The sequence below is a fragment of the Amycolatopsis sp. NPDC098790 genome (assembly GCF_044759945.1).
In the GTDB taxonomy this organism is placed as follows: domain Bacteria; phylum Actinomycetota; class Actinomycetes; order Mycobacteriales; family Pseudonocardiaceae; genus Amycolatopsis.
The window spans coordinates 1,597,015-1,617,114 of the sequence record NZ_JBIWAI010000001.1; the positions used below are offsets into that span (position 1 = coordinate 1,597,015).

Sequence of the window (20,100 nt, forward strand, 5' to 3'; positions counted from 1 at the left end):
GGCCCAGCTTAAGCCGGTCGCCCGTCGGGCACGAGTTTGTGGCGGTAGGCGTAGACGACGGCGTGCACGCGGTCGGGGAGGCCGAGCTTGCTGAGCACGCGGGAGACGTGCGTCTTGACCGTCTCTTCGCCGACGTGCAGCTGCCGCGCGATCTCCGCGTTGCTGCAGGCGTTGGCGATCAGCAGCAGGACCTCGCGTTCGCGGGAGGTCAGCCGGGCCAGCTCCGGGGGTTCGGCGGCCGCGGGTTCGAGCACCGCGGCGAACTTCGCGACCAGCCGCCGGGTCACCGACGGGTCGATCAGCGCGTCCCCGCGCGCGGCCACCCGCATCGCCGCGACCAGCTCCTCCGGCGCCAGGCTCTTCAGCAGGAACCCGCTCGCCCCGGCGCGCAGGGCGCGGTAGACGTACTCGTCGGCGTCGTAGGTGGTGAGCACGAGGACGCGGGTGTCGTTGCCCGGCGCGGCGAGGATCGCTTCGGTCGCGGCGAGGCCGTCGAGGCGGGGCATCCGGACGTCGAGGACGGCGACGTCCGGGCGCAGACGCGCGGTCTCGGCGACGGCTTCGCGGCCGTCGGAGGCCTCGCCGACGCAGGTGAAGTCTGGCTGGGTGTCGAGGAGCGCGCGCATCCCGGAGCGGAACATCGCGTGGTCGTCGGCCAGCAGGACGCGGATCATGTGCTCTCCACCGGGAAGGTCGTGCGCAGCTGCCATTGCTCGCCGGTTTCGCCGTAGGAGACCTGGCCGCCGAACAGGGTGACGCGCTGGCGGATGCCGGCCAGGCCGCGGTGGGCGTGCTCCCGCTGCGGGGTGCGGCCGGCCCGCAGGCCGTTCGTCACCGTGAGCACGACCTCGGTGCGGCCGTGGTTCAGCTCGACCTCGACCGGGCCTTCGCCGTGGCGCAGCGCGTTGGTCAGGGCTTCCTGGGCGATCCGGTACAGGGCGACGTCGAGCGAGCCGGGCAGCTCGCGGGGTTCGCCGCGCAGGGTCAGCCGGGTCGGCAGGCCGGCCGCGCGGACGGTCTCGACCAGCTCGTCGAGGTTGTCGAGGCCGGGTTGTTCGGCGTTGGGCTGGGCGTGCAGGAGGTCGAGGAGGCGGCGCAGGTCGGCCATCGCCGAGCGGCTCGCGGACTCGACCGCGCCGAGGGACCTGCGGACCGGGCCGTCGCCGTCGGGCAGGCCGAGCCGGGCCGCGCCGGCGTGCACGCCGATGGCGCTGACGTGGTGGGAGATGACGTCGTGGAGGTCGCGGGCGATGGTCGTGCGCTCCTCGAGGACGGCCCGTCTGACGGCTTCTTCTTCGTGCTGGCGGCGTTCGTCGGCGGCGCGTTCGAGGTCGGCGATGTAGGCGCGGCGGGCCGTCGTGTACCGGCCGACCAGCCACGGCAGGAGACCGCTGACGCTGACGCTGATGGCGATCAGCCGCCAGTCGGACGCGGTGCGCCCGCCGCCTTCGACGCACCCGGCGACGACCCCGGCGAGCAGGGCGAGGAGCGCGAGGACGGCGGGTTTCGGGCGCAGCCAGGCCCCGGCCCGGTAGCCGGCGATGAGGATGCCGGCGTTGTTGCCGACGACGTAACCGCTGCAGGTGCAGAGCAGAAGGGGCGAGCCGGCGAAGAGGACGGCGTGCGCGAGGGCGACCCAGCCGGAATACCGCGCGGGACCGGCGAGGGCGGCGTTGACGGCGATCCCGCCGAGCAGGACGACCCAGGCCCGCCACCCGGCCTCGGCGAGGGGAGCGCGAAGCCCGAAGAGGGCGGCGTCGCAGACGACACAGACGAGCGCGACCAGCAGCGACTGGCGTCGCAGGGAGCCGCTGATGTCGTGCACAGCTGCCACTGTGCCCTAGTCGAGGGCGAGGCCGGGCGGGAACGCCCCGATGCGGCGGGAGGGGGACGCGACATCGGGGCGTTCCCTGGTCAGAGGAACATCGGCCCGGGCACCGAACGCCACGTCGGGGCGCCGGTGCCCGGAAACTGTCGGTGCTGCCCGGTAGCGTTGAAACCGGGGGCTCCCCTACGCGCGCGGGTTGTGCGCGTAGGGCCGAGAGCGCTGGCTCGCGGCCGCCCGAGCGCCCCAAGGTGGCCTTCGGTGCGTGAGACGCACCCAATGTGGCCTTCGGTGCGTCTGACGCAACCAAGGCCACCTTGGGGCGCTCGGGCCAGGCGGTCCGGGGGGCAAGCGCGGTCGGGCAGGTCCGGACGTCATGAACGACTCGTTCAGGGCTCCTGACGTCATGAACGACTCGTTCAGGGCTCCTGACGTCATGAACGACTCGTTCAGGGCTCCTGACGTCATGAACGACTCGTTCATGACGTCCGCCAGCCCCCGCCGAGCCGGAATGCTCAGCCCGTCAGTTCGTCGGGCGGGCCGAGTAGTCCCCGCGGCGCTGGCCGCGCTGGCCCTGGCCGGCCTCCAACCCCTGACCCAACGAGGTCGCCGTCGCCGTCGTGCCTTCGACCTTCGCCACCACCGTCACGTTCGTGTCGCCCTGCTTGACCTCGCCCGTCTTCTGGGTCGACCCGTTGAGCGTGTACGTCTGCTTGTAGCCGTCCTTGCTCGTCAGCGTCACCGACGTCGCGCTCAGCTCCGTCACGTCGCCCGTCTGCAGGCGCTCCGTCGTGTAGCCGCCGCTGCCGTTCGACACCACGAAATCTCCGTGCAACGCCTCGCGCAGCGCTGCCATTCCGCCGCCGAAGTTGCCGCCTCCCGGGAAGCCCTGGCCCTGGCCGCCGCGGGGGAACTGGCCGCCGCCCGGGCCGCCGAAGCCGCCCGGGCCCTGCTGCGCCGAATTGTCGGCGCTGCTCGTGCCCGCCCAGATCGCCGCGCCGCCGCCGGCCGCGATCACCACCGCGATGCCGGCCGCGATCGCCGTCTTCTTGCCGGACCAGCCCTTCTTCGGCGCGGACTGGGCCGGGTCGCCCCAGTTGGCCGGGGCCGGCTCACCCCAGGCCGGGGTGCTCTCGGCAGGGGGTGGCGTGTTCGGCTCGGTCGTCATCGTGTCCTCCGGTGGTGCCCACACTGGTCCCGGCCAGGTTCGCCGCCGTGGCTGTGTTTGAGCTGTGCGCGGCGTCAGCGGGCGCTGTGCCTCGAACGAACGAACTCTCACAGGAAACGCACAGCGCAGACACAGTGAGCACCGATGAGGCGCCGAGAAGATGGCACTATGACCGCTATGAACGCCACGTCACCCGGCCCCGGCAAGGCCGACCTGCGCCGCGCCGACGGGAGCCCGGTCCGGGTCCTCGTCGTCGACGACGAGGCGACGCTGGCCGAGCTCGTGTCGATGGCCCTGCGCATGGAGGGCTGGGAGGTGCGCAGCGCGGGCGACGGCACGGAGGCCGTCCGGATCGCGCGCGACTTCCGCCCGGACGCCGTCGTCCTCGACGTCATGCTCCCCGACTTCAGCGGTCTCGAAGTCCTGCGCAGGATGCGCTCCGAGGCGCCGCACCTGCCCGTCCTCTTCCTGACGGCGAAGGACGCGGTCGAGGACCGCATCGCCGGGCTCACCGCGGGCGGCGACGACTACGTCACCAAGCCCTTCAGCCTCGAAGAGGTCGCGCTGCGCCTGCGCGCGCTGCTGCGTCGGGCGGGAGGGGTGACCGGCGCGAGCGGGTCGCAGCTGGTCGTCGGCGACCTTACCCTCGACGAGGACAGCCGCGAGGTGCACCGCGGCGGCGACCTCGTGCCGCTGACCGCCACCGAGTTCGAGCTGCTGCGCTACCTCATGCGCAACCCCAAGCGGGTGCTGTCGAAGGCGCAGATCCTGGACCGCGTGTGGAGCTACGACTTCGGCGGGCAGGCCAACATCGTCGAGCTCTACATCTCCTACCTGCGCAAGAAGATCGACGCCGACCGCGAGCCGATGATCCACACCATGCGGGGCGCCGGGTATGTCCTCAAGCCCGCCGGCTGAACCGAAGCGCGCCCGACGGCCGTGGTCGCTGCGGCGGCGGCTGATCGTCCAGCTCGCCGCGCTGCTCGCGCTGGTGTGCGTGGTCGTCGGCGTAGTCACGGAGTTCGCGCTGAGCGAGTTCCTCGTCGGCCAGCAGGACAAGCGGCTGGCCGCGGCGAGCGAACGCGGCAAGCACCCGGGTGAGCGTCCGCCCTGGGTCTACGGCGACACGCCGCCGCCGGACCCGCTGCGGGTGCTCGGCCAGGGCGACGGCACGCTCGCCGTCACGGTGACCGGCCCGGTGGTCCGGGCGAGCGTCCTCGACTTCACCGCCGGCGGCACCGGGCAGGGGAAGGGCAAGCCGCCGCTCAAGCCGATCACGGCCGAGCAGGTGAAGACGCTGCTCGCGCAGCCTGCCGACGGCCGTTCGCACAGCGTCGACCTCGGCGGCAGCCTCGGCGAGTACCGCGTGGTCTCGACGACGTCGCCCAACGGCGAGAAGACGGTCATCGGCCTGCCGCTGAAGGACGTCAACGAAACGCTCTGGCGGCTGGGCTTCATCCTCGGCGGCGTCGCGCTCGCCGGGATCCTGGTGGCCGGCGCGGTCGGCGCGGCGACGATCCGGCGCACGATGAAGCCGCTCGACCGGCTGGCCGCGACCGCGACGCGCGTTTCGGAACTGCCGCTGGACCGCGGTGAAGTCGCGTTGTCCGAACGGGTTCCCGAAGCGGACACCGACCCGGGCACCGAGGTCGGCAAGGTCGGCTCGGCGCTGAACCGGATGCTGCAGCACGTCGCGAACGCGCTGTCCGCGCGGCACGCGAGCGAGAACCGCGTCCGCCAGTTCGTCGCGGACGCGAGCCACGAGCTGCGCACGCCGCTGGCGGCGATCCGCGGGTACGCCGAGCTGACCCGGCGCAGCGGCGAGCAGGTGCCGCCGGACGTCGCGTTCGCGATGGGCCGCGTCGAGTCCGAGTCGCGCCGGATGACGACGCTGGTGGAGGACCTCCTGCTGCTCGCGCGCCTGGACTCCGGGCGCCCGGTGGTGCACGAGTGGGTGGACCTGTGCCGGCTGGTGGCCGACGCGGTCGCGGACGCGCACGTCGCGGGCCCGGACCACAAGTGGCTGATGGACGTCCCGGGCGAGCCGCTCGGCGTCCTCGGCGACGCGGGCCAGCTGCACCAGGTGGTGATCAACGTGCTGGCCAACGCGCGCACGCACACCCCGGCGGGCACGACGGTGACGACCACACTGTCCACAACGGACGGAGTGGTCCGGCTGCGCGTGGCCGACGACGGCCCCGGCATCCCGCCGGACGTCCTCCCGGACGTGTTCGAACGGTTCGCTCGAGGGGACAACTCGCGGTCGCGGGCGGCGGGGAGCACAGGACTGGGGCTGGCGATCGTGGCGGCGGTGGTCGGCGCGCACGGCGGCCGCGTCGGGGTGCAGAGCCGCCCGGGACGGACGGAGTTCGAGATCACCTTCCCGGAAGCCCCGGCCACCCGATCGGGGCCGATGCACAGCTGACGCACAGCTTCGGCACAAGTTCACCACATGCGCCGCCGACACGGTGAAGGTCATGACGACCACGCTGTCGGCGCCCGCGCACGCCCAGCCCGCTCCTGCTCCCACCCAAAAACCCCGGTGGGTCAAGCCTTCCGTGGCCGCGCTCCTCCTCGGAACCGGGCTGCTCTACCTGTGGGACCTGGCGAAGACGGGCTGGGCCAACGACTTCTACGCCATGGCCGCCCAGGCCGGCACGTGGAGCTGGAAGGCGCTGTTCTTCGGTTCGCTCGACCCCGGCAACGTCGTCACCGTCGACAAACCGCCTTTCTCGCTCTGGATCATGGGGTTGTCCGGCCGGATCTTCGGGTTTTCCAGCTGGAGCCTGCTCGTCCCGAACGCGCTCGCCGGGGTCGCCTCCGTCGGGCTGCTCTACCTCGCCGTGCGGCGGCTTTCCGGGCCCGGTGCCGGGCTGCTCGCCGGGGCCGCGCTCGCGTTGACGCCGGTCGCCGCGCTCATGTTCCGGTACGACAACCCCGATGCCTTCCTCGTGCTGCTGCTCGTCGCCGGTGCCTACTGCGTCGTGCGCGCGCTCGAGCGCGGCAGCACGACTTGGCTGGTGCTCGCCGGGGTCGCGATCGGGTTCGGCTTCCTCGACAAGATGCTGCAGGCATTCCTCGTCCTGCCCGCGTTCGTGCTCGCCTACGCCGTTGCGGCGCCGACGTCGGTCGGGCGGCGGGTCGGCCAGCTCTTCGCCGCGGCCGGGGCCGTGGTCGTCTCCGCGGGCTGGTGGATCGCCGCCGTCGCGCTGTGGCCGGTCGCCGACCGGCCCTACATCAGCGGTTCGACCGACAACACCGTGCTGGAACTGGCTTTCGGCTACAACGGCCTCGGCCGCATCTTCGGCGAAGGCCGGGGCGGGGGCGGCGGCGGGACGTTCACGCCGCCCGCCGGGGCGGAGCTGCCCGCCGGTGGCCGCGGGTTCGGTGGTGGTGGCTTCGGCGGCGAAACCGGCCTGACACGCTTGTTCAGCGGCGAGTTCGGCGGGGAAGCGTCGTGGCTGCTGCCCGCCGCGGTCATCGGCCTGGTCGCCGGCCTGTGGTTCACGCGCCGCGCGTCCCGCACCGACCGGACGCGGGCGGCGCTGCTGCTCTGGGGCGGCTGGCTGGTCGTCACCGCGCTCGTCTTCAGCTACATGAGCGGCATCATCCACCCGTACTACACGGTCGCGCTCGCCCCCGGGATCGCCGGCACGCTGGGCATCTCCGCGCGTGAACTCTGGCGCGGCCGGGCGAACTTCGCGGCCCGCGCGGTGCTGGCCGTCATGCTCGCCGTCTCCGCGGTCTGGGGGTTCGTGCTGCTCGCGCGGACGCCGGAGTGGCAGCCGTGGATCCGCTACGCGCTGCTCGTGCTCGGCGCGGCCGCCGTGCTGGCGCTGCTCTTCGGCGCCGACCGCGTCCGACGGCTCGGCCCGGTCGTCGCCGTGGTCGGCCTGTGCGGCGCGCTGCTCGGGACGGCGTCCTTCACCTTCGCCACGGCGGCGACCGCGCACTCCGGCGGGACGCCGTCGTCCGGCCCGTCCGTCGCGAGTGGACGCGGGTTCGGCGCCGGCGGCTTCGGCGAGGGGCAAACCGACGCCGCGGTGATCGACCTGCTGAAGGCCACGACGACGAAGTGGGCCGCGGCGCAGAGCGGCGCGATGCAGTCGGCCGGGCTGGCGCTCTCGAGCGGCCGCCCGGTGCTCGCGATCGGCGGCTTCAGCGGCAGCGACCCGGCGCCGACGCTCGCGCAGTTCCAGCAGTACGTCGCTGCCGGCGACATCCACTACTTCGTCGCCGGCGGGCGCGGTGGCTTCGGCGGCGGCCGCGGGACGTCGGGGGAAATCCAGTCCTGGGTGGAGCAGAACTTCGCACCGGTGACGGTCGGCGGCACCACGGTTTACGACCTGACAAAATCGGTCAATTGATCGAAATTCGGGAAATGTTTCAAGCGTGTTAACAGTCGAGGAATCATTCGCCGATCGGCGTTCGGTGCGGTATCGAATGGGTCGTACACCTGTTCGACCACCGTCTCGTCGAGCGGTGAATTCCGAACGATTGTTCGCTTCCGCGGCGTTGCCCTCGGTGATGATCACGACGTGGCGTAACGACTAGGAACTACAGCGCGTGCAGTTGCACGGGCCCGCGAGAAGATCTTGGCCGGGCGGCCGACAGAAACACGCGTGTACTTGATCTTCGCGAGCCGTGATGTTGCTGGTTGACACGGTTGACGGTCACTCGTTCGGAGGCATCCGCTGGGCATTGTGGTGATCTTGTGCTCCTCGCTAGGCTCTCGGCCGGGTGAGGGACAAGGGGTAGCTGATCCGGTGCGCTGAGGGACCGGATCTCACTGGGTGTGGGTGATCCCTGTCCGCGTTCTCTCACTCGTGACCCGATCAGGTGCGTCTGGAAGAGAGCAGCGATGACTGTGCGCTTTCGGCGCCGCAACACTCCACTTCCCCCGCCTCTTGGAGTTTCGCTGTGACTTTCCGCCCCCGTCGGCTGACGGTGTTCCTGACTTTGCTGACCCTCGCCGGCGTCACCGCCCTTTCCGGGTGCAGCGACAGCACCGCCGAAGGCACCGGCGGCAAGATCACCCTCGGGTTCAGCGCGTGGCCGGGCTGGTTCCCCTGGCAGGTGGCGCAGGAACAGGGCCTGTTCGCGAAGAACGGCGTGAACGTCGACCTGAAGTACTTCGACAACTACACCGACAGCATCAACGCGCTCTCCAGCGGGGCCATCGACGCGAACAGCCAGACCCTCAACGACACGCTTTCCTCGGCTTCCGGCGGCGCCAAGCTGTCGATCGTGCTGGTGAACGACAACTCCACCGGCAACGACAAGATCATCGCCCGTGAAGGCATCAACGCCGTCGCCGACCTGAAGGGCAAGAAGGTCGCGGTCGAGCAGGGCACGGTCGACCACTACCTGCTGCTGCTCGCGCTGCAGGAAGCGAAACTGACCGAAAAGGACATCGAGCTGGTCAACCTGCCGACCGACGCCGCCGCGGCCGCGTTCGTCGCCGGCCAGGTCGACGCGGTGGGCGCGTTCGCGCCGTTCACCTCCAAGGCCCTCGAGCGCCAGGGCAGCCGCGCGATCTCGACGTCGGCGGAGTTCCCCGGCGCCATCCCGGACCACCTCGTCACGTCGCAGAAGCTGGTCAAGGAGCGCCCGAAGGACGTCCAGGCGCTGGTCAACACCTGGTTCGAGACGCTGACCTGGATCAAGAACAACAAGGACGCGGCCGTCGGCATCATGGCCAAGCGCGGCGGGGTCTCCGACGCCGACTACAAGACCTACGACGCCGGCACCACGATCTTCACGCGCCAGCAGAACATCGACGCGTTCACGCCGGGGGTCACCGCGCAGCACCTCGACTTCCAGGCGAACAAGATCATCGACTTCATCGTCAGCACCGGACTCGCGCAGCAGCGGCCGTCGCTGGACGGGCTGTTCGACGACCAGTTCGTGAAGGCCGCGCCGCAGTGACCGGTCCGGCCCAGCAGCTCACCGAACGCCGCGAGTCGGCTCGCTCGGGGTGGGCCCCGCTGCCGCGCCGGGCCGCGCCCAAGACCGCGTCCGCGCTCTTTTCCCTGCGCACGCCCATTTCCGCGGGCGCGCGCTGGACGCTGGCGGTGCTGTCCTTCGCGATCCCGTTCCTCGCTTGGGTCGCGCTCAGCGTCAGCGGCGCCGTCGACTCGACGTTCCTGCCGTCGCCGGCCGCGGTGGTCAAGGCCGGTGTCGACATGGCGGGCACCGGCGAGCTCTTCGACGACCTCTGGGCGACGACCCAGCGCGTCCTCGAAGGCTTCGGCCTCGCCGTGCTCGTCTCGGTGCCGCTCGGCATCCTGATGGGCAGCTTCACCGCGGGGCAGGCGTTCTTCGAGCCGCTGATCGGGCTGCTGCGCTACCTGCCGGCGAGCGCGTTCATCCCGCTGCTGATCATCTGGCTCGGCCTCGGCGAGCCGTCGAAGATCGCCATCCTCTTCATCGGGACGGTCTTCTTCAACACGCTGATGACCGCCGACGTCGTCCGCGGCGTGCCGGGCGCGCTCATCGACGTCTCGTACACACTCGGCGCCCGCCGGGGCGAGGTGCTGCGCAAGGTCGTCGTGCCGCACTCGCTGCCGGGCATGATCGACGCGGTCCGCGTCAACGCCGCCGCGGCGTGGAACTTCGTGGTCGTCGCCGAGCTGATCAACTCCTCGGCCGGCCTCGGCTACCGGATCGTGCGGGCGCAGCGGTTCCTGCAGACCGACAAGATCTTCGCCGTGCTCGTGGTCATCGGGATCGCCGGGCTCGTCATCGACGTCCTGCTGCGCCTGCTGCGCACGCGGGTCGGGAAGTGGGCGGCATGACGCTGGAACTGCGGAACGTCGCCAAGGACTACACCGTGCGCGGCAAGGTGACCCGCGCGCTCGACGGCGTCGACCTCGAGGTGCTGCGCGGCGAGTTCGTCTGCGTCGTCGGCGCGAGCGGCTCGGGCAAGTCGACGCTGCTTTCGCTGGTGGCCGGGCTCGGCAAGCCGACCGAGGGCGAGATCGTGCTCGACGGCGTTCCGGTGACGGGCCCCGGCCCGGACCGCGGGCTCGTCTTCCAGTCGGGCGCGCTGTACCCGTGGCGCAGCGTCGAGAAGAACGTCGCGTTCGGACTGGAGCTGCTGCCGGTCGACGCGGCCGAGCGCGCCAAGCGGGTGGACTGGTACCTCGCCGAAACCGGGCTCGACGCCGTGCGCAAGTCGCTGCCGAAACAGCTTTCGGGCGGCCAGAAGCAGCGCGTCGCGATCGCCCGGGCGCTCGCCTGCGAACCGGATGTGCTGTTGCTGGACGAACCCTTCGGCGCCTTGGACGTCCAGACCAAAGAGGACATGCAGGTGCTCATCCGCCAGGTGTGGGCCGACACCGGCACCACGGTCCTGATGGTCACCCACGACGTCGAGGAAGCGGTGTTCCTGGGCGGCCGGGTGGTGGTGCTCGCCTCCGACCCCGGCCGCATCGCCGCCGACGTCGAGGTGACGCTGCCCGCCGAGCGGGACCTGGCGGTGAAGCGCGAACCGCGGTTCCTCGCGCTGCGCGCCCGGATCGAGGACCTCGTCCGGGAGCAGCACCGCGGGCACGTTAGCCGGGTGGCCGCGGACGCGTGAGAACGGAAGACGGGAAGGTGGCGGGATGAAGCACGGCGGGGCGACCGCGGAACGGCCGGGCGGCGGGGGAATCCTCGCCCGGCTCGGCATTCGCGGCAAGCTGAACCTGCTGCTCCTGCCCCCGCTGGTCGCGGTGGTGCTGGTGTCGGTGCCGTTCGTGCTGACGCAGGCGGGCAGCGCCGGTGCGGCGGCGCAGTCGGCCGCGGTTGCGCGGCAGGCCCAGCAGCTCGGCGGGCTGATGTGGCAGCTGCAGCGCGAGCGGCTGCTGACCGGCGCGTTCGTGGCGACGCCGTCGGCGAGCCCGGACCAGATGCTCCAGCAGCAGAAGGTGGTCGACCGGACGATCGCCGAGGTCCGCGGGGCGCTGGGTGCCGACGCGCCCGACGAGCTTTCCGCGGCGCTGACCCGGATCGGCTCGCTCGGCGAGCTGCGGCAGAACGCCGTCCGCCGCGGTGTCGCGCTCGACAGCGTGGCCCGCACCTACCACGCCGTGATCGACGCGGTGATCGACTCGCTGCGCCTGGTCCCGCAGCTCACCAGCGACGCCGAGGGCACCCGCGAGCTGACGGCGCTGGACGCGCTGCTGCGCGCGAACGAAGAGAGTTCGCTGCGCGCCATGGCCCTCATCGTGACCGCCGTGGCGCCCGAGGCCGGCCAGTCCATTTTGGACGACGCGACCCAGCAGGTGCCGATCTTCATCGACCGGTTCGTCAAGCAGGGCGACGACGGCGACGACAGCGAGCGGGCCGCGCTGGTCGTCCGGGTCGAGCAGAGCGACGCCGGCCGCCGCGTCGACGAGCTCGCCTCGCAGGTCGGCAACCCGCGGGACGCGGCGGGCACGACGCAGTACGTCGCCGACGTGCTCGCCGCGGCGGAAACCCATGCGGGGCAACGGAAGCTCGTGCAGGAACGCGCCACCGGCGAGATCGCCGACTCGGCGACCGGACGAGCCGACGCCGGCACGCGGCTGGCCTGGACGGTCGGCGCCGGCGCCGGGCTGCTGTTCCTGCTGGTCGCCTTCCTCGCCGTCGCGGTCTCCCGGTCGATCGCCCGGCCGCTGCGGCGGCTGACCACCGCGGCGACGTCGGTCGCCGACCTCGCCGGCACCGAGCTCGTCCGCGTCACCGACACCGAGGAGGCCGAGCAGCAGGTCCCGCGGCTGGCCACCATCGACGTCGTCTCGAGCGACGAGCTCGGCAAGCTGGCCGCCGCGTTCAACCGGGTCCAGACCACCGCGGCCGAGCTGGTCGAACGGCAGGCGCTGACCCGGCGCAACACCAGCCTGATGTTCGCGAACGTCGCCAAGCGCACGCAGAACCTCGTCGGCCGCCAGCTCGCGCTGATCGACGAGGTCGAGCGCAACGAGCAGGACACCCGGCTGCTGGCCAGCCTCTACCGGCTCGACCACCTCTCGACCCGCTTGCGCCGCAACGCCGACAACCTGCTCGTGGTGTCCGGCACCCGCGACGAAGCCCGGATCGCCGGCCCGATCGAGCTGGCCACGGCCCTGCGTTCCGCGCTCGCCGAGATCGAGGACTACCAGCGCGTCAAGCTCGGCGTCGTCGCGGAGATCCTGCTGTCCTCGGCCCTCGGCGCCGACCTGGTGCTCGTGTTCGCCGAGCTGCTGGAGAACGCGACGTCGTTCTCGCCGCCGGGGTCGGTGGTCGAGGTCGACACGATGCTCCTCGCCGACGGCTCGTGCCTGGTGAACATCGTCGACCACGGCATCGGCATGACCGCCGAGAAGCTGGCCGAGGAGAACCAGCGGCTCGTCGAGCGCGAACGCCTCGAGCTGGCCCCGACCAGCGTGCTCGGCCTGTTCGTCGTCGGCCGCCTCGCGCGGCGCCACGACCTGGGCGTCGAACTGCTCGCGACGCCGACCACCGGCGGCGTGACCGCGCGGCTGACGATCCCGCCGTCGCTGTTCAGCCACCGCTCGGGGCTGCGGCAGCCGACGTCGGCACCGGCACCCGCGCCGACCCCGATCGAGGCGCGGCCCGCCGAGGCCGTCGCGGTGTCCACTTCGGACGTTGCGCGGCCTGCCGAGCCGTTGCCGGCGCCGGCGATCCCGGCGCTGCTGAGCGTCGCGCACGCCAACGGCTTCCGCTGGTTCAACCAGCTGGAACCGGTGTGGCCGGACGCCGAACCCGCCGAGCCTGCGGCCGAGCCGGACGCCGAGAGCCGCGGTGGCCTGCGCCGCCGGGTCCGCGGCGCCCAGCTGCCCGGCCCGGGCGCGACCGCGCCGGTGGCCGTCGAAAAGCCGCGCCACGACCCGGAAGCGACCCGGACCGCCATGGACGGCTTCCAGAGCGCCTTCGCCAAGGCGGAGCTTTCACGTGAAAGCTCGGCCGTGCCTTCGCCGGGCGACGGCGCGTCGCTGCCGGTGCGCGTGCCCGGGGACTCGGCGATGCCCGCGTCGCACCCGGCGCGCGGCCTCGCCACCCCGCCGGCCGGTGTCCCGGCCGCCCCGCAGTCCCGGGACGGCCTGGTCCGCCGCGTCCCGGGTGCCCAGCTCGCCCCCGGCCTGCGCCCGCAGGCCACGGGCAGGCCGATCGCCCGCGCCGTCGTGAACCGCACCAGGCGGGACCCGGCGGCCGAGCGAGCGGCGTTCGACTCGTTCGCCGCCGGCCTCGCCAAGGCGGACGTGGTGACGGCAGACAGCCCGCCGTACGGCGTGGTCGCCGGTCGTGTGACGGAACGAGCAGAAGAGAGCAGGAAATGAGCATCCCCGCAGCAGGTGTCAGTGTCGAAGCCCAGAACTTCAACTGGCTGGTGAGCCGCTTCGCGCAGCACACCGCGGGCGCGATCGCCGCCATCGCCGTCTCGGCCGACGGCTTGCTGATCGCGATGTCGTCGGAGCTCGAGCGGTCCAACGCCGACCGCCTCGCCGCGATCTCCTCCGCCATGCTCGGCCTCGCCCACGGCGTCTCCGAAAGCCACCCGCTCGGCTCGCCGGACAAGGTGATCATCGAGCTGGAGCACGGGTACCTGCTGGTCTGCACCATCAGCATCGGCTGCTCGCTCGGCGTGCTGGCCAACAAGCAGGCGAGCCTCGGCACGATCGCCTACGAGATGGCGATGTTCGCCAACCGCGCCACCGAAGTCCTCACGCCGGGGCTCATCGAGGAGCTGAAGAACACCGTGGGTTCGTGATGACCGAAGAACCTTCGCTGCTGAGGCCGTACCTGATGACCTCGGGGCGGGCCCAGCCGGTCGACCAGAGCCTGGAGATCGAGGCGCAGGTGATGACGTCCCGCCTGGGCGCGGCGTCGCACCCGAAGCTCACGTTCGAGCGGCAGGAAATCGTTTCCCTCTGCCGGAACACCATGTCGGTCGCCGAGGTGGCGGCCATGCTCGGCCTCCACATCGGCGTCGCGCGCGTGCTGGTGGCCGACCTCGCCGAGCTGGGTTACGTCGTCGTCCGGCGGCCGGCGAACCACACGTCGCAGGACCTCGGCATGATCGAAAGGGTCATTCGTGGACTCGAAGCCATTCACTGAGCCGGCGGCCCGCCCGCCGGCCCCGGTCAAGATCGTCATCGCGGGCGGCTTCGGCGTCGGCAAGACGACGGCGGTCGGCGCCATTTCGGAGATCAAGCCGCTGACGACGGAGGCGGCGATCACGTCGGTGGCGGCTTCGGTGGACAGCACCGGCCACGTCCCGGCGAAGACCACGACGACGGTGGCGCTCGACTTCGGCTGCATCACGATCGACGACGAGGTGAAGCTGTACCTGTTCGGCACGCCCGGCCAGGACCGCTTCGGCTTCATGTGGCAGGACCTGGTCCACGGCGCGCTGGGGGCGCTGGTGATCGTGGACACCCGGAGGATGGACGACTGCTACCCGGCGGTCGACTACTTCGAGAACGCGGGCCTGCCGTTCGTGGTGGCGGTGAACATGTTCGACGGGTCGCTGGGCCACAACCTCGACGACGTGCGGTGGGCACTGGCGGTCAGCGAGGACGTCCCGCTGATCACGTTCGACGCGCGGCAGAAGCTTTCGGTCCGGGACGCCCTGCTGGCGGTCCTGCGCAACACGTTCAAGAAGGCCCGAGCCCAGGCGGGCGCGGGGGCCTGAACGCGTGTGGGTACACTGATCCACGGACCCCGCGCGGCGTCCACCCTGTGAACCTCCCCAGGGCCGGAAGGCAGCAAGGATAAGCAGGCTCTGACGGGTGCGCGGGGTCCCCTTTTTTGTCCTAGAACAGGCCCAGCACGTCGTCCGGTGGCTGGGGCGACGGTGGGCGGTCCTCGTCCCTGATCGGCGTGGCTCTTCCCGCCAGTTTTCGCAGCTCCGCCCCCTCCACGCACCTCGTCGGGAACGCCGCCGAGGCCGTCCGGCGGGCTATCTCCGCCGTCGGCAACGGTGACGCCGATGCCGCGAACACCAGGTTGCCGAAGCGGCGGCCCTTCAGCACCGCCGGGTCCGCCAGCAGCAGGACCTCCGGGAACACCTCCCGCAGCGTCGCCAGGAACCGCCGCGCGAACGGCAGGCCCGAGCCGTCCGTGATGTTCGCCAGGTAGATCCCCGCAGGACGCAGGATCGTCGCGATCGCGCCCGTCGCCTCCAGGGTTGCCAGGCCGCCCGCCAGTGTTGCGCGCTCGAACGCGTCGACCACCGCCAGGTCCGCCGTGTCCTCGCGGCGGGTCGCCAGGCCCGCCCGGCCGTCCGTGATCCGGACGCGCAGGCCCGGCACCCGCAGCCCGAGCTGGGCGCGGACCAGCTCCACCAGCTCGCCGTCGGCGTCGAACACCAGCTGGCGCGACCCCGGGCGCGACGCCGCCACGTACCGCGGCAGGGTGCACGCCGCCCCGCCGATGTGCAGCGCGTCCACCGGCCCCGGCGGCAGCTGGTCCACGACGTCGCCGAAGCGCCGGACGTAGTCGAACTCCAGGTTGGCCGGGTCGTCGAGGTCGACGTACGACTGGGCGACGCCGTCCACCGACACCAGCCACGCGTTGCCGCGGTCGGCGTCGCGCAGCAGCTCCGCCGTCCCGAACCGGACCGGGTAGCGCCCGGGCACCGGACCGGGTTTTCGCGAACGGCTCACGAAGCCGCAGCGTATCGGAAACATTCCGCCCGGCCCGGCGATAAGTGAGCGGAACGATCATCGATCGAGGGGGTTTTCCTTGCGTGCGAACGCAGTAATCGTCGCCGCGGCACTCGCCGCCGGGGTCTTCGCGACGCCGGCGGCCGCGGACGTGCTGCCCGACCGGGCCCAGGCCGTCGGGTACCTGGAAACCGGTGGCCCCGGCGTCGCCAGAGCCGCCGAAGCGGCGTTGTTCGGCTCGCCGGCCGACCTTCAGGCCTTCCTGGCGACGGGCCGCCAGCAGGCGAAGGACGACGACGACCGGGTCCTGGTGACCCAGACGCTCACGACCGGCGGCCCGGTCACCAAGCGCGCCGCCCAGGAAGCGCTCAACGGCACCATCGAGGACGTCCGCGCGTTCCTGGCCACCGGCCTGGCCCAGGCCCGCGTCGCCGACGACCGCATCGCCGTCGGCCAGGCCATGAGCACCGGTGGCCCGACGGTCAACGAGCGGGCCCAGCGCGCCCTCGACGGCACGCCCGCCGACGTCCGGGCGTTCCTCGAAACCGGCCTCCAGCTGGCGAAGGACGTCGACGACCGCGTCACGGCCAGCCAGGCCATGGCCGCCGGCGGCCCGGAGGTGAAGGCCGCCGCGCAGACCGCGCTCGACGGCACCCCGGCCGACGTCCGGTACTTCCTCTCCCTCTGGCGCCAGGTCGCCGCGGACGGCGACACCGAGCTCGCCGCGGTCCAGGGCCAGCTCGACGGCGCCAAGGCGGGCGCGGCGGCCAACCACCCGCTCATCGTGCGGCTCGCCGGGGAGCGAGCGCGGAAGATCGCGGCGGACGCGCGTCAGGCGAACACCGACCGGCTCGCCGCCCAGCGGGCCAAGGGGCAGCAGGACGGCCGGGCGGCCGCCGGGGCCGAGGCCGCCGCGCAGCAGGAGGCCCGCGACGCGGCGGCCCGCGCCGCGCAGGCCAAGACGGACAACGACAAGCTGCTCGCCGACGCGGCCGACCCGGCGCTGACCGTGCCGAACGGCCGTCGCGCGTCGGTCTACCTGCTGCGCAACGGCGGCGCCGCCGTCAAGAACGCCGCGCGCGCCGCGCTGAGTGGCACGGACGACGACGTCGTCACCTTCGTGCGCAGCGGGCTCGTCGCCGCACAGGAGACCGACGACCGCGCCGCCGTCGCCGCGATCGCGGCCGACACCACGGCCCGTCCGGGGCTGCGGCAGGCCGCTCGTGACGCGCTCGCCGGGCCGTACGCCGGGGTCGCCGCGCTGCTGCGCACGGGCGACTACCCGGGCCGCGACACCGACGACCGCGTCGAGGTCAACCAGATCATGGCCGCCGGCGGACCGGCGACGAAGTCGTGGGCGCAGCAGGCGCTCGACGGCACCGTCGCGGACGTCCGCGAGTTCCTCGCCCACGGTCAGCACGAAGCGCACCTGGTCGACCTGGACGTCTACGTGACCCGGACGCTGTCCGACGGCCCCGAGGTCGACGCCGTCGCGCAGGGCGTGCTCGACGGCCCGCGCTCGGGCCTGCAGCCGTACCTGGACGGCGAACTGGGCAAGGCGCGGGCGCGTGACGCCTTCACCGCGGCGCACGTCGCCAAGGTGAACGGCCTGCTGGCCCAGCTGCCCTGACCGCACGGCGAAGGTTGTCGGTGGTGCCCGGTACCCTCGCGAGGTGGCTCTCGCGCTGTACCGCAAGTACCGTCCGGCAACCTTCGCCGAGGTCGTCGGGCAGGAGCATGTGACCGAACCCCTCCGCACGGCGCTGTCCGCCGGGCGGATCAACCACGCCTACCTCTTCTCCGGTCCACGCGGCTGCGGGAAGACCTCGAGCGCGCGCATCATGGCGCGCTCGCTGAACTGCGTGAAGGGGCCGACGCCGGACCCGTGCGGCGAGTGCAACTCGTGCAAGGCGCTCGCGCCGGAGGGCTCGGGCAGCGTCGACGTCACGGAGCTGGACGCGGCGAGCCACGGTGGTGTCGACGACGCCCGCGAGCTGCGGGACAAGGCGTTCTACGCGCCGGCCGAGTCGCGGTACCGGGTGTTCATCATCGACGAGGCGCACATGGTCACCACGCAGGGCTTCAACGCCCTGCTGAAGATCGTGGAAGAGCCGCCCGAGCACGTCATCTTCATCTTCGCGACGACCGAGCCGGACAAGGTGCTGACCACCATCCGCTCGCGCACGCACCACTACCCGTTCCGGCTGATCCCGCCGAGCTCGATGCGCGCGCTGCTGGAGCGCAACATCGCGGCGGAGGGCGTCGAGGTCGAGCCGTCGGTGTACCCGCTGGTCATCCGCGCGGGCGGCGGCTCGGCGCGCGACACGCAGTCGGTGCTGGACCAGCTGCTGGCGGGCGCGGGCCCGGACGGCGTTTCGTATTCGCGCGCGGTGGCGCTGCTGGGCGTCACGGACGTCGCGCTGATCGACGACATGGTCGACGCGCTGTCGACGGAGGACGCCGCGACGGTGTTCTCGACGGTGGAGAAGCTCGCGGAGGCGGGCCACGACCCGCGCCGGTTCGCGACGGATCTCTTGGACCGCTTGCGTGATCTGGTGCTGCTGCGCGCGGTGCCGGATTCGGCGGGCGGGCTGGTGTCCGCGCCGGAGGAAGAGCTGACCCGGATGGTGGCGCAGGCCGAGCGCATCGGCCTGGCGACGCTGTCCCGGTACGCGGACATCGTCCACAATGGACTGCTGGAGATGCGCGGCGCGACTTCGCCGCGGCTGGTGCTCGAGCTGTTGTGCGCGCGGATGCTGCTGCCGTCGGTGACGGAGGCGGAGAAGGCGCTGCTGGCCCGGATCGAGCGGCTGGAGCGCCGGGCGACGCTGGCCGGTGGGGGTGGCGCTCCGGCGGAGGGTGGCGTGGAGCCCCCGGTGCGGGCGGCGTCGGAGAGGGAGTTTTCCCGGCCTTCGCAGCGAGCGTCGTCGGCTGGGCCGGCCCCGGTGGCGGCTCCCGAGCCGGCTGCGCGACCGGCACCCGCGGCGGCCAGCGCCGGCGTTTCAACCCCGGCGGCCGGACTCGGCACCTCGCCGGGCCAACCCGCCGACGGTCGTACTCCGAGCGGCGGCACGCCGGCGGTGGCAGCCGCCGGCGCCTCGGCGGGGCAGGCCGCTGCCGCAGCCCCCGCGACCCAGTCCGCCGACGGTGGCTGGGGAACTCCGCGCACCCCGGGCGGCGGCACCCCCGCCCCCGCGGCGGCGCAGCCCGCCCCCGCTGCCCAACCCGGCGATGGTGGCTGGGGAACTCCGCGGACTCCGGGCGGCGGCACTCCGGCTCAGCCCGCGGCCCAGTCCGGTGATGGTGGCTGGGGCACCCCGCGGACTCCGGGCGGCGGCGTTCCGGCCCAGCCCGCTGCGGCGGCTCCCGCGTCCCAGCCCGCCCCGGCCGCGGCCGAACCCGCTGCTTCCGGCGCTCTCGATGCCGCCGGGATCCGGAACGTCTGGCCGCAGCTCATGACCGCCCTGCGGAAGTTCACCGGCGGCCGGAGCCTCGAGGCGATGCTGACCCAGGCCACCGTCGCGAGCGTCGAAGGCAACTCGCTCACCCTCACCCACAAGTCCGAACCGCTGGCCCGCCGCCTGTCCGACCAGGACAACGCGCAGAAGATCGCCGGCGCGCTGGCCGACGTCCTGGGTGGTGACTGGCGGGTCCGCTGCGTCCACGGCAACGCCCCCGCCGCGCCCGCCGCCCGGGCCCAGCAGGCCGCGCCCGCGCCGGAACGGTCGTTCACCCGGCAGTCCGCGGCCGCCCCCGCTCCCGCCGCGGCGCCCGCGCGGCCCGCGCCCGCTCCGGCACCCGCTGCCGCCCCGGCGCGGCCGAAGGTCACCACCGCCGAGCCGGACATCCCGCTGCCCCCGGAACCGTCCGACGAGGACGACGACGACCTCTACAACGAGGACGCCAGCCCCGCCCCGCCGCCGCCCCCACCGCCGCCGGACCAGGACCCGGACGAGGTCGCCCGCAAGCTCATCTCCGACCACCTCGGCGCCCGCCCCCTGGACTAGGCCCAGGGGCCGATGCCCGTCACGCGGTCCGCGGTGATCCGCACGATGACCGCGGTCGGCGAGCCCTGGTTGCCCAGCAGGTACTTCGGGGCACCGAGGTAGCGCTGGGCCTGCCGGTCCATCAGCGCGGTGAACTCGTCGGCGATGTCCGGGCCGACGACCCGGGCCGTGCCGCGGACCAGCAGGTACTGCGGCAGCCCACGCTCGTCGTGCCCGTCGTGGTCTTCGATCAGCACGGTCACCCGCGGATCGCGGCGGATGTTGCGCACCTTGGGCCGCCGCCCTTCCATGCCCATGACGATCTCGTCGCCGTCGCGGCTGGCCCAGACCATCGAGGTCTGCGGCGAGCCGTCGGGGTTGATCGTGGTCAGCACGGCGTTGAACGGCCGCTCGAACAGGCGATGACTGCTTTCGGGAAGTTCCATGTCCCCGAGACTAGGAATCCGAAAGGAACCGCTCGGTACCTTG

At 72.5% G+C, this 20,100-nt stretch carries 17 protein-coding genes and 1 other RNA gene; 13 read left to right on the top strand and 5 right to left on the bottom strand.

Annotated features, from left to right (window positions below):
• Positions 1 to 8: 8 nt before the first annotated feature.
• The 3 genes from ACIQWX_RS08015 to ACIQWX_RS08025 form a co-directional block, all read right to left on the bottom strand.
• Positions 9 to 674 (bottom strand): response regulator transcription factor, encoded by a 666-nt coding sequence (locus tag ACIQWX_RS08015; RefSeq protein WP_364447464.1) that lies wholly within the window; start codon positions 672 to 674, stop codon positions 9 to 11.
• Positions 671 to 1,825 carry a sensor histidine kinase gene (locus tag ACIQWX_RS08020; protein WP_400867151.1) on the bottom strand — a complete coding sequence of 385 codons (1,155 nt, stop codon included), beginning with the start codon at positions 1,823 to 1,825 and terminating at the stop codon, positions 671 to 673. The genes ACIQWX_RS08015 and ACIQWX_RS08020 overlap by 4 nt, the downstream gene beginning before the upstream one ends.
• 523 nt (positions 1,826 to 2,348) lie before the next feature.
• Positions 2,349 to 2,993, bottom strand: coding sequence for a hypothetical protein (locus tag ACIQWX_RS08025; protein WP_400867153.1), 645 nt, complete (start codon positions 2,991 to 2,993; stop codon positions 2,349 to 2,351).
• Between the two features lie 168 nt (positions 2,994 to 3,161).
• On the opposite strand from ACIQWX_RS08025, the gene ACIQWX_RS08030 reads away from it, so the two are divergent.
• The 11 genes from ACIQWX_RS08030 to ffs all read left to right on the top strand — a co-directional run bounded on the left by ACIQWX_RS08030 (position 3,162) and on the right by ffs (position 14,768).
• Positions 3,162 to 3,911: a response regulator transcription factor gene (locus tag ACIQWX_RS08030; protein WP_276585749.1), complete on the top strand. Its 750-nt coding sequence runs from the start codon at positions 3,162 to 3,164 to the stop codon at positions 3,909 to 3,911.
• Positions 3,889 to 5,418 carry a sensor histidine kinase gene (locus ACIQWX_RS08035; protein ID WP_400867156.1) on the top strand — a complete coding sequence of 510 codons (1,530 nt, stop codon included), beginning with the start codon at positions 3,889 to 3,891 and terminating at the stop codon, positions 5,416 to 5,418. Before ACIQWX_RS08030 ends, ACIQWX_RS08035 begins: the two co-directional genes overlap by 23 nt.
• Positions 5,419 to 5,470: 52 nt before the next feature.
• Positions 5,471 to 7,360: a glycosyltransferase family 39 protein gene (locus ACIQWX_RS08040; RefSeq protein ID WP_400867158.1), complete on the top strand. Its 1,890-nt coding sequence runs from the start codon at positions 5,471 to 5,473 to the stop codon at positions 7,358 to 7,360.
• A gap of 553 nt (positions 7,361 to 7,913) precedes the next feature.
• The gene (locus ACIQWX_RS08045; protein WP_400867160.1) at positions 7,914 to 8,921 is read left to right on the top strand and encodes an ABC transporter substrate-binding protein; all 1,008 of its coding nucleotides are present in this window, start codon (positions 7,914 to 7,916) and stop codon (positions 8,919 to 8,921) included.
• The gene (locus ACIQWX_RS08050; protein WP_400867162.1) at positions 8,918 to 9,790 is read left to right on the top strand and encodes an ABC transporter permease; all 873 of its coding nucleotides are present in this window, start codon (positions 8,918 to 8,920) and stop codon (positions 9,788 to 9,790) included. Before ACIQWX_RS08045 ends, ACIQWX_RS08050 begins: the two co-directional genes overlap by 4 nt.
• On the top strand, positions 9,787 to 10,575 hold the full coding sequence (locus ACIQWX_RS08055) for an ABC transporter ATP-binding protein (RefSeq protein ID WP_400867164.1): 789 nt from the start codon (positions 9,787 to 9,789) through the stop codon (positions 10,573 to 10,575). The genes ACIQWX_RS08050 and ACIQWX_RS08055 overlap by 4 nt, the downstream gene beginning before the upstream one ends.
• A gap of 25 nt (positions 10,576 to 10,600) precedes the next feature.
• Positions 10,601 to 13,297, top strand: a complete 2,697-nt coding sequence (locus tag ACIQWX_RS08060; protein WP_400867166.1) for a nitrate- and nitrite sensing domain-containing protein — start codon at positions 10,601 to 10,603, stop codon at positions 13,295 to 13,297.
• Positions 13,294 to 13,728: a roadblock/LC7 domain-containing protein gene (locus ACIQWX_RS08065; RefSeq protein WP_361087652.1), complete on the top strand. Its 435-nt coding sequence runs from the start codon at positions 13,294 to 13,296 to the stop codon at positions 13,726 to 13,728. The genes ACIQWX_RS08060 and ACIQWX_RS08065 overlap by 4 nt, the downstream gene beginning before the upstream one ends.
• Complete coding sequence (locus ACIQWX_RS08070; RefSeq protein WP_400869452.1) at positions 13,728 to 14,075, top strand: DUF742 domain-containing protein; 348 nt, start codon at positions 13,728 to 13,730, stop codon at positions 14,073 to 14,075. Before ACIQWX_RS08065 ends, ACIQWX_RS08070 begins: the two co-directional genes overlap by 1 nt.
• Positions 14,053 to 14,652 (top strand): GTP-binding protein, encoded by a 600-nt coding sequence (locus tag ACIQWX_RS08075; protein ID WP_400867168.1) that lies wholly within the window; start codon positions 14,053 to 14,055, stop codon positions 14,650 to 14,652. Before ACIQWX_RS08070 ends, ACIQWX_RS08075 begins: the two co-directional genes overlap by 23 nt.
• A gap of 21 nt (positions 14,653 to 14,673) precedes the next feature.
• Positions 14,674 to 14,768: signal recognition particle sRNA small type (gene ffs / locus ACIQWX_RS08080), an RNA gene on the top strand.
• A 5-nt stretch (positions 14,769 to 14,773) separates the two neighbouring features.
• Here the strand turns inward: ffs and ACIQWX_RS08085 are convergent.
• The gene (locus tag ACIQWX_RS08085; protein WP_400867170.1) at positions 14,774 to 15,649 is read right to left on the bottom strand and encodes a spermidine synthase; all 876 of its coding nucleotides are present in this window, start codon (positions 15,647 to 15,649) and stop codon (positions 14,774 to 14,776) included.
• A 55-nt stretch (positions 15,650 to 15,704) separates the two neighbouring features.
• Between ACIQWX_RS08085 and ACIQWX_RS08090 the strand changes: the two genes are divergently transcribed.
• Positions 15,705 to 17,255 (top strand): ALF repeat-containing protein, encoded by a 1,551-nt coding sequence (locus tag ACIQWX_RS08090; RefSeq protein WP_400867172.1) that lies wholly within the window; start codon positions 15,705 to 15,707, stop codon positions 17,253 to 17,255.
• A 43-nt stretch (positions 17,256 to 17,298) separates the two neighbouring features.
• Positions 17,299 to 19,632, top strand: coding sequence for a DNA polymerase III subunit gamma and tau (locus tag ACIQWX_RS08095; protein ID WP_400867174.1), 2,334 nt, complete (start codon positions 17,299 to 17,301; stop codon positions 19,630 to 19,632).
• On the opposite strand, the gene ACIQWX_RS08100 is transcribed toward ACIQWX_RS08095, so the two are convergent.
• Positions 19,629 to 20,057: a TIGR03618 family F420-dependent PPOX class oxidoreductase gene (locus ACIQWX_RS08100; protein WP_400867176.1), complete on the bottom strand. Its 429-nt coding sequence runs from the start codon at positions 20,055 to 20,057 to the stop codon at positions 19,629 to 19,631. The genes ACIQWX_RS08095 and ACIQWX_RS08100 overlap by 4 nt on opposite strands.
• Positions 20,058 to 20,100 lie beyond the last annotated feature (43 nt).

Coding starts and splice junctions, on each gene's coding strand:
- ACIQWX_RS08015 (WP_364447464.1), bottom strand. CDS start 674: ATGATCCGCGTCCTGCTGGCCGACGACCACGCGATGTTCCGCTCCGGG.
- ACIQWX_RS08025 (WP_400867153.1), bottom strand. CDS start 2,993: ATGACGACCGAGCCGAACACGCCACCCCCTGCCGAGAGCACCCCGGCC.
- ACIQWX_RS08030 (WP_276585749.1), top strand. CDS start 3,162: ATGACCGCTATGAACGCCACGTCACCCGGCCCCGGCAAGGCCGACCTG.
- ACIQWX_RS08035 (WP_400867156.1), top strand. CDS start 3,889: ATGTCCTCAAGCCCGCCGGCTGAACCGAAGCGCGCCCGACGGCCGTGG.
- ACIQWX_RS08040 (WP_400867158.1), top strand. CDS start 5,471: ATGACGACCACGCTGTCGGCGCCCGCGCACGCCCAGCCCGCTCCTGCT.
- ACIQWX_RS08055 (WP_400867164.1), top strand. CDS start 9,787: ATGACGCTGGAACTGCGGAACGTCGCCAAGGACTACACCGTGCGCGGC.
- ACIQWX_RS08060 (WP_400867166.1), top strand. CDS start 10,601: ATGAAGCACGGCGGGGCGACCGCGGAACGGCCGGGCGGCGGGGGAATC.
- ACIQWX_RS08065 (WP_361087652.1), top strand. CDS start 13,294: ATGAGCATCCCCGCAGCAGGTGTCAGTGTCGAAGCCCAGAACTTCAAC.
- ACIQWX_RS08070 (WP_400869452.1), top strand. CDS start 13,728: ATGACCGAAGAACCTTCGCTGCTGAGGCCGTACCTGATGACCTCGGGG.
- ACIQWX_RS08085 (WP_400867170.1), bottom strand. CDS start 15,649: ATGTTTCCGATACGCTGCGGCTTCGTGAGCCGTTCGCGAAAACCCGGT.
- ACIQWX_RS08100 (WP_400867176.1), bottom strand. CDS start 20,057: ATGGAACTTCCCGAAAGCAGTCATCGCCTGTTCGAGCGGCCGTTCAAC.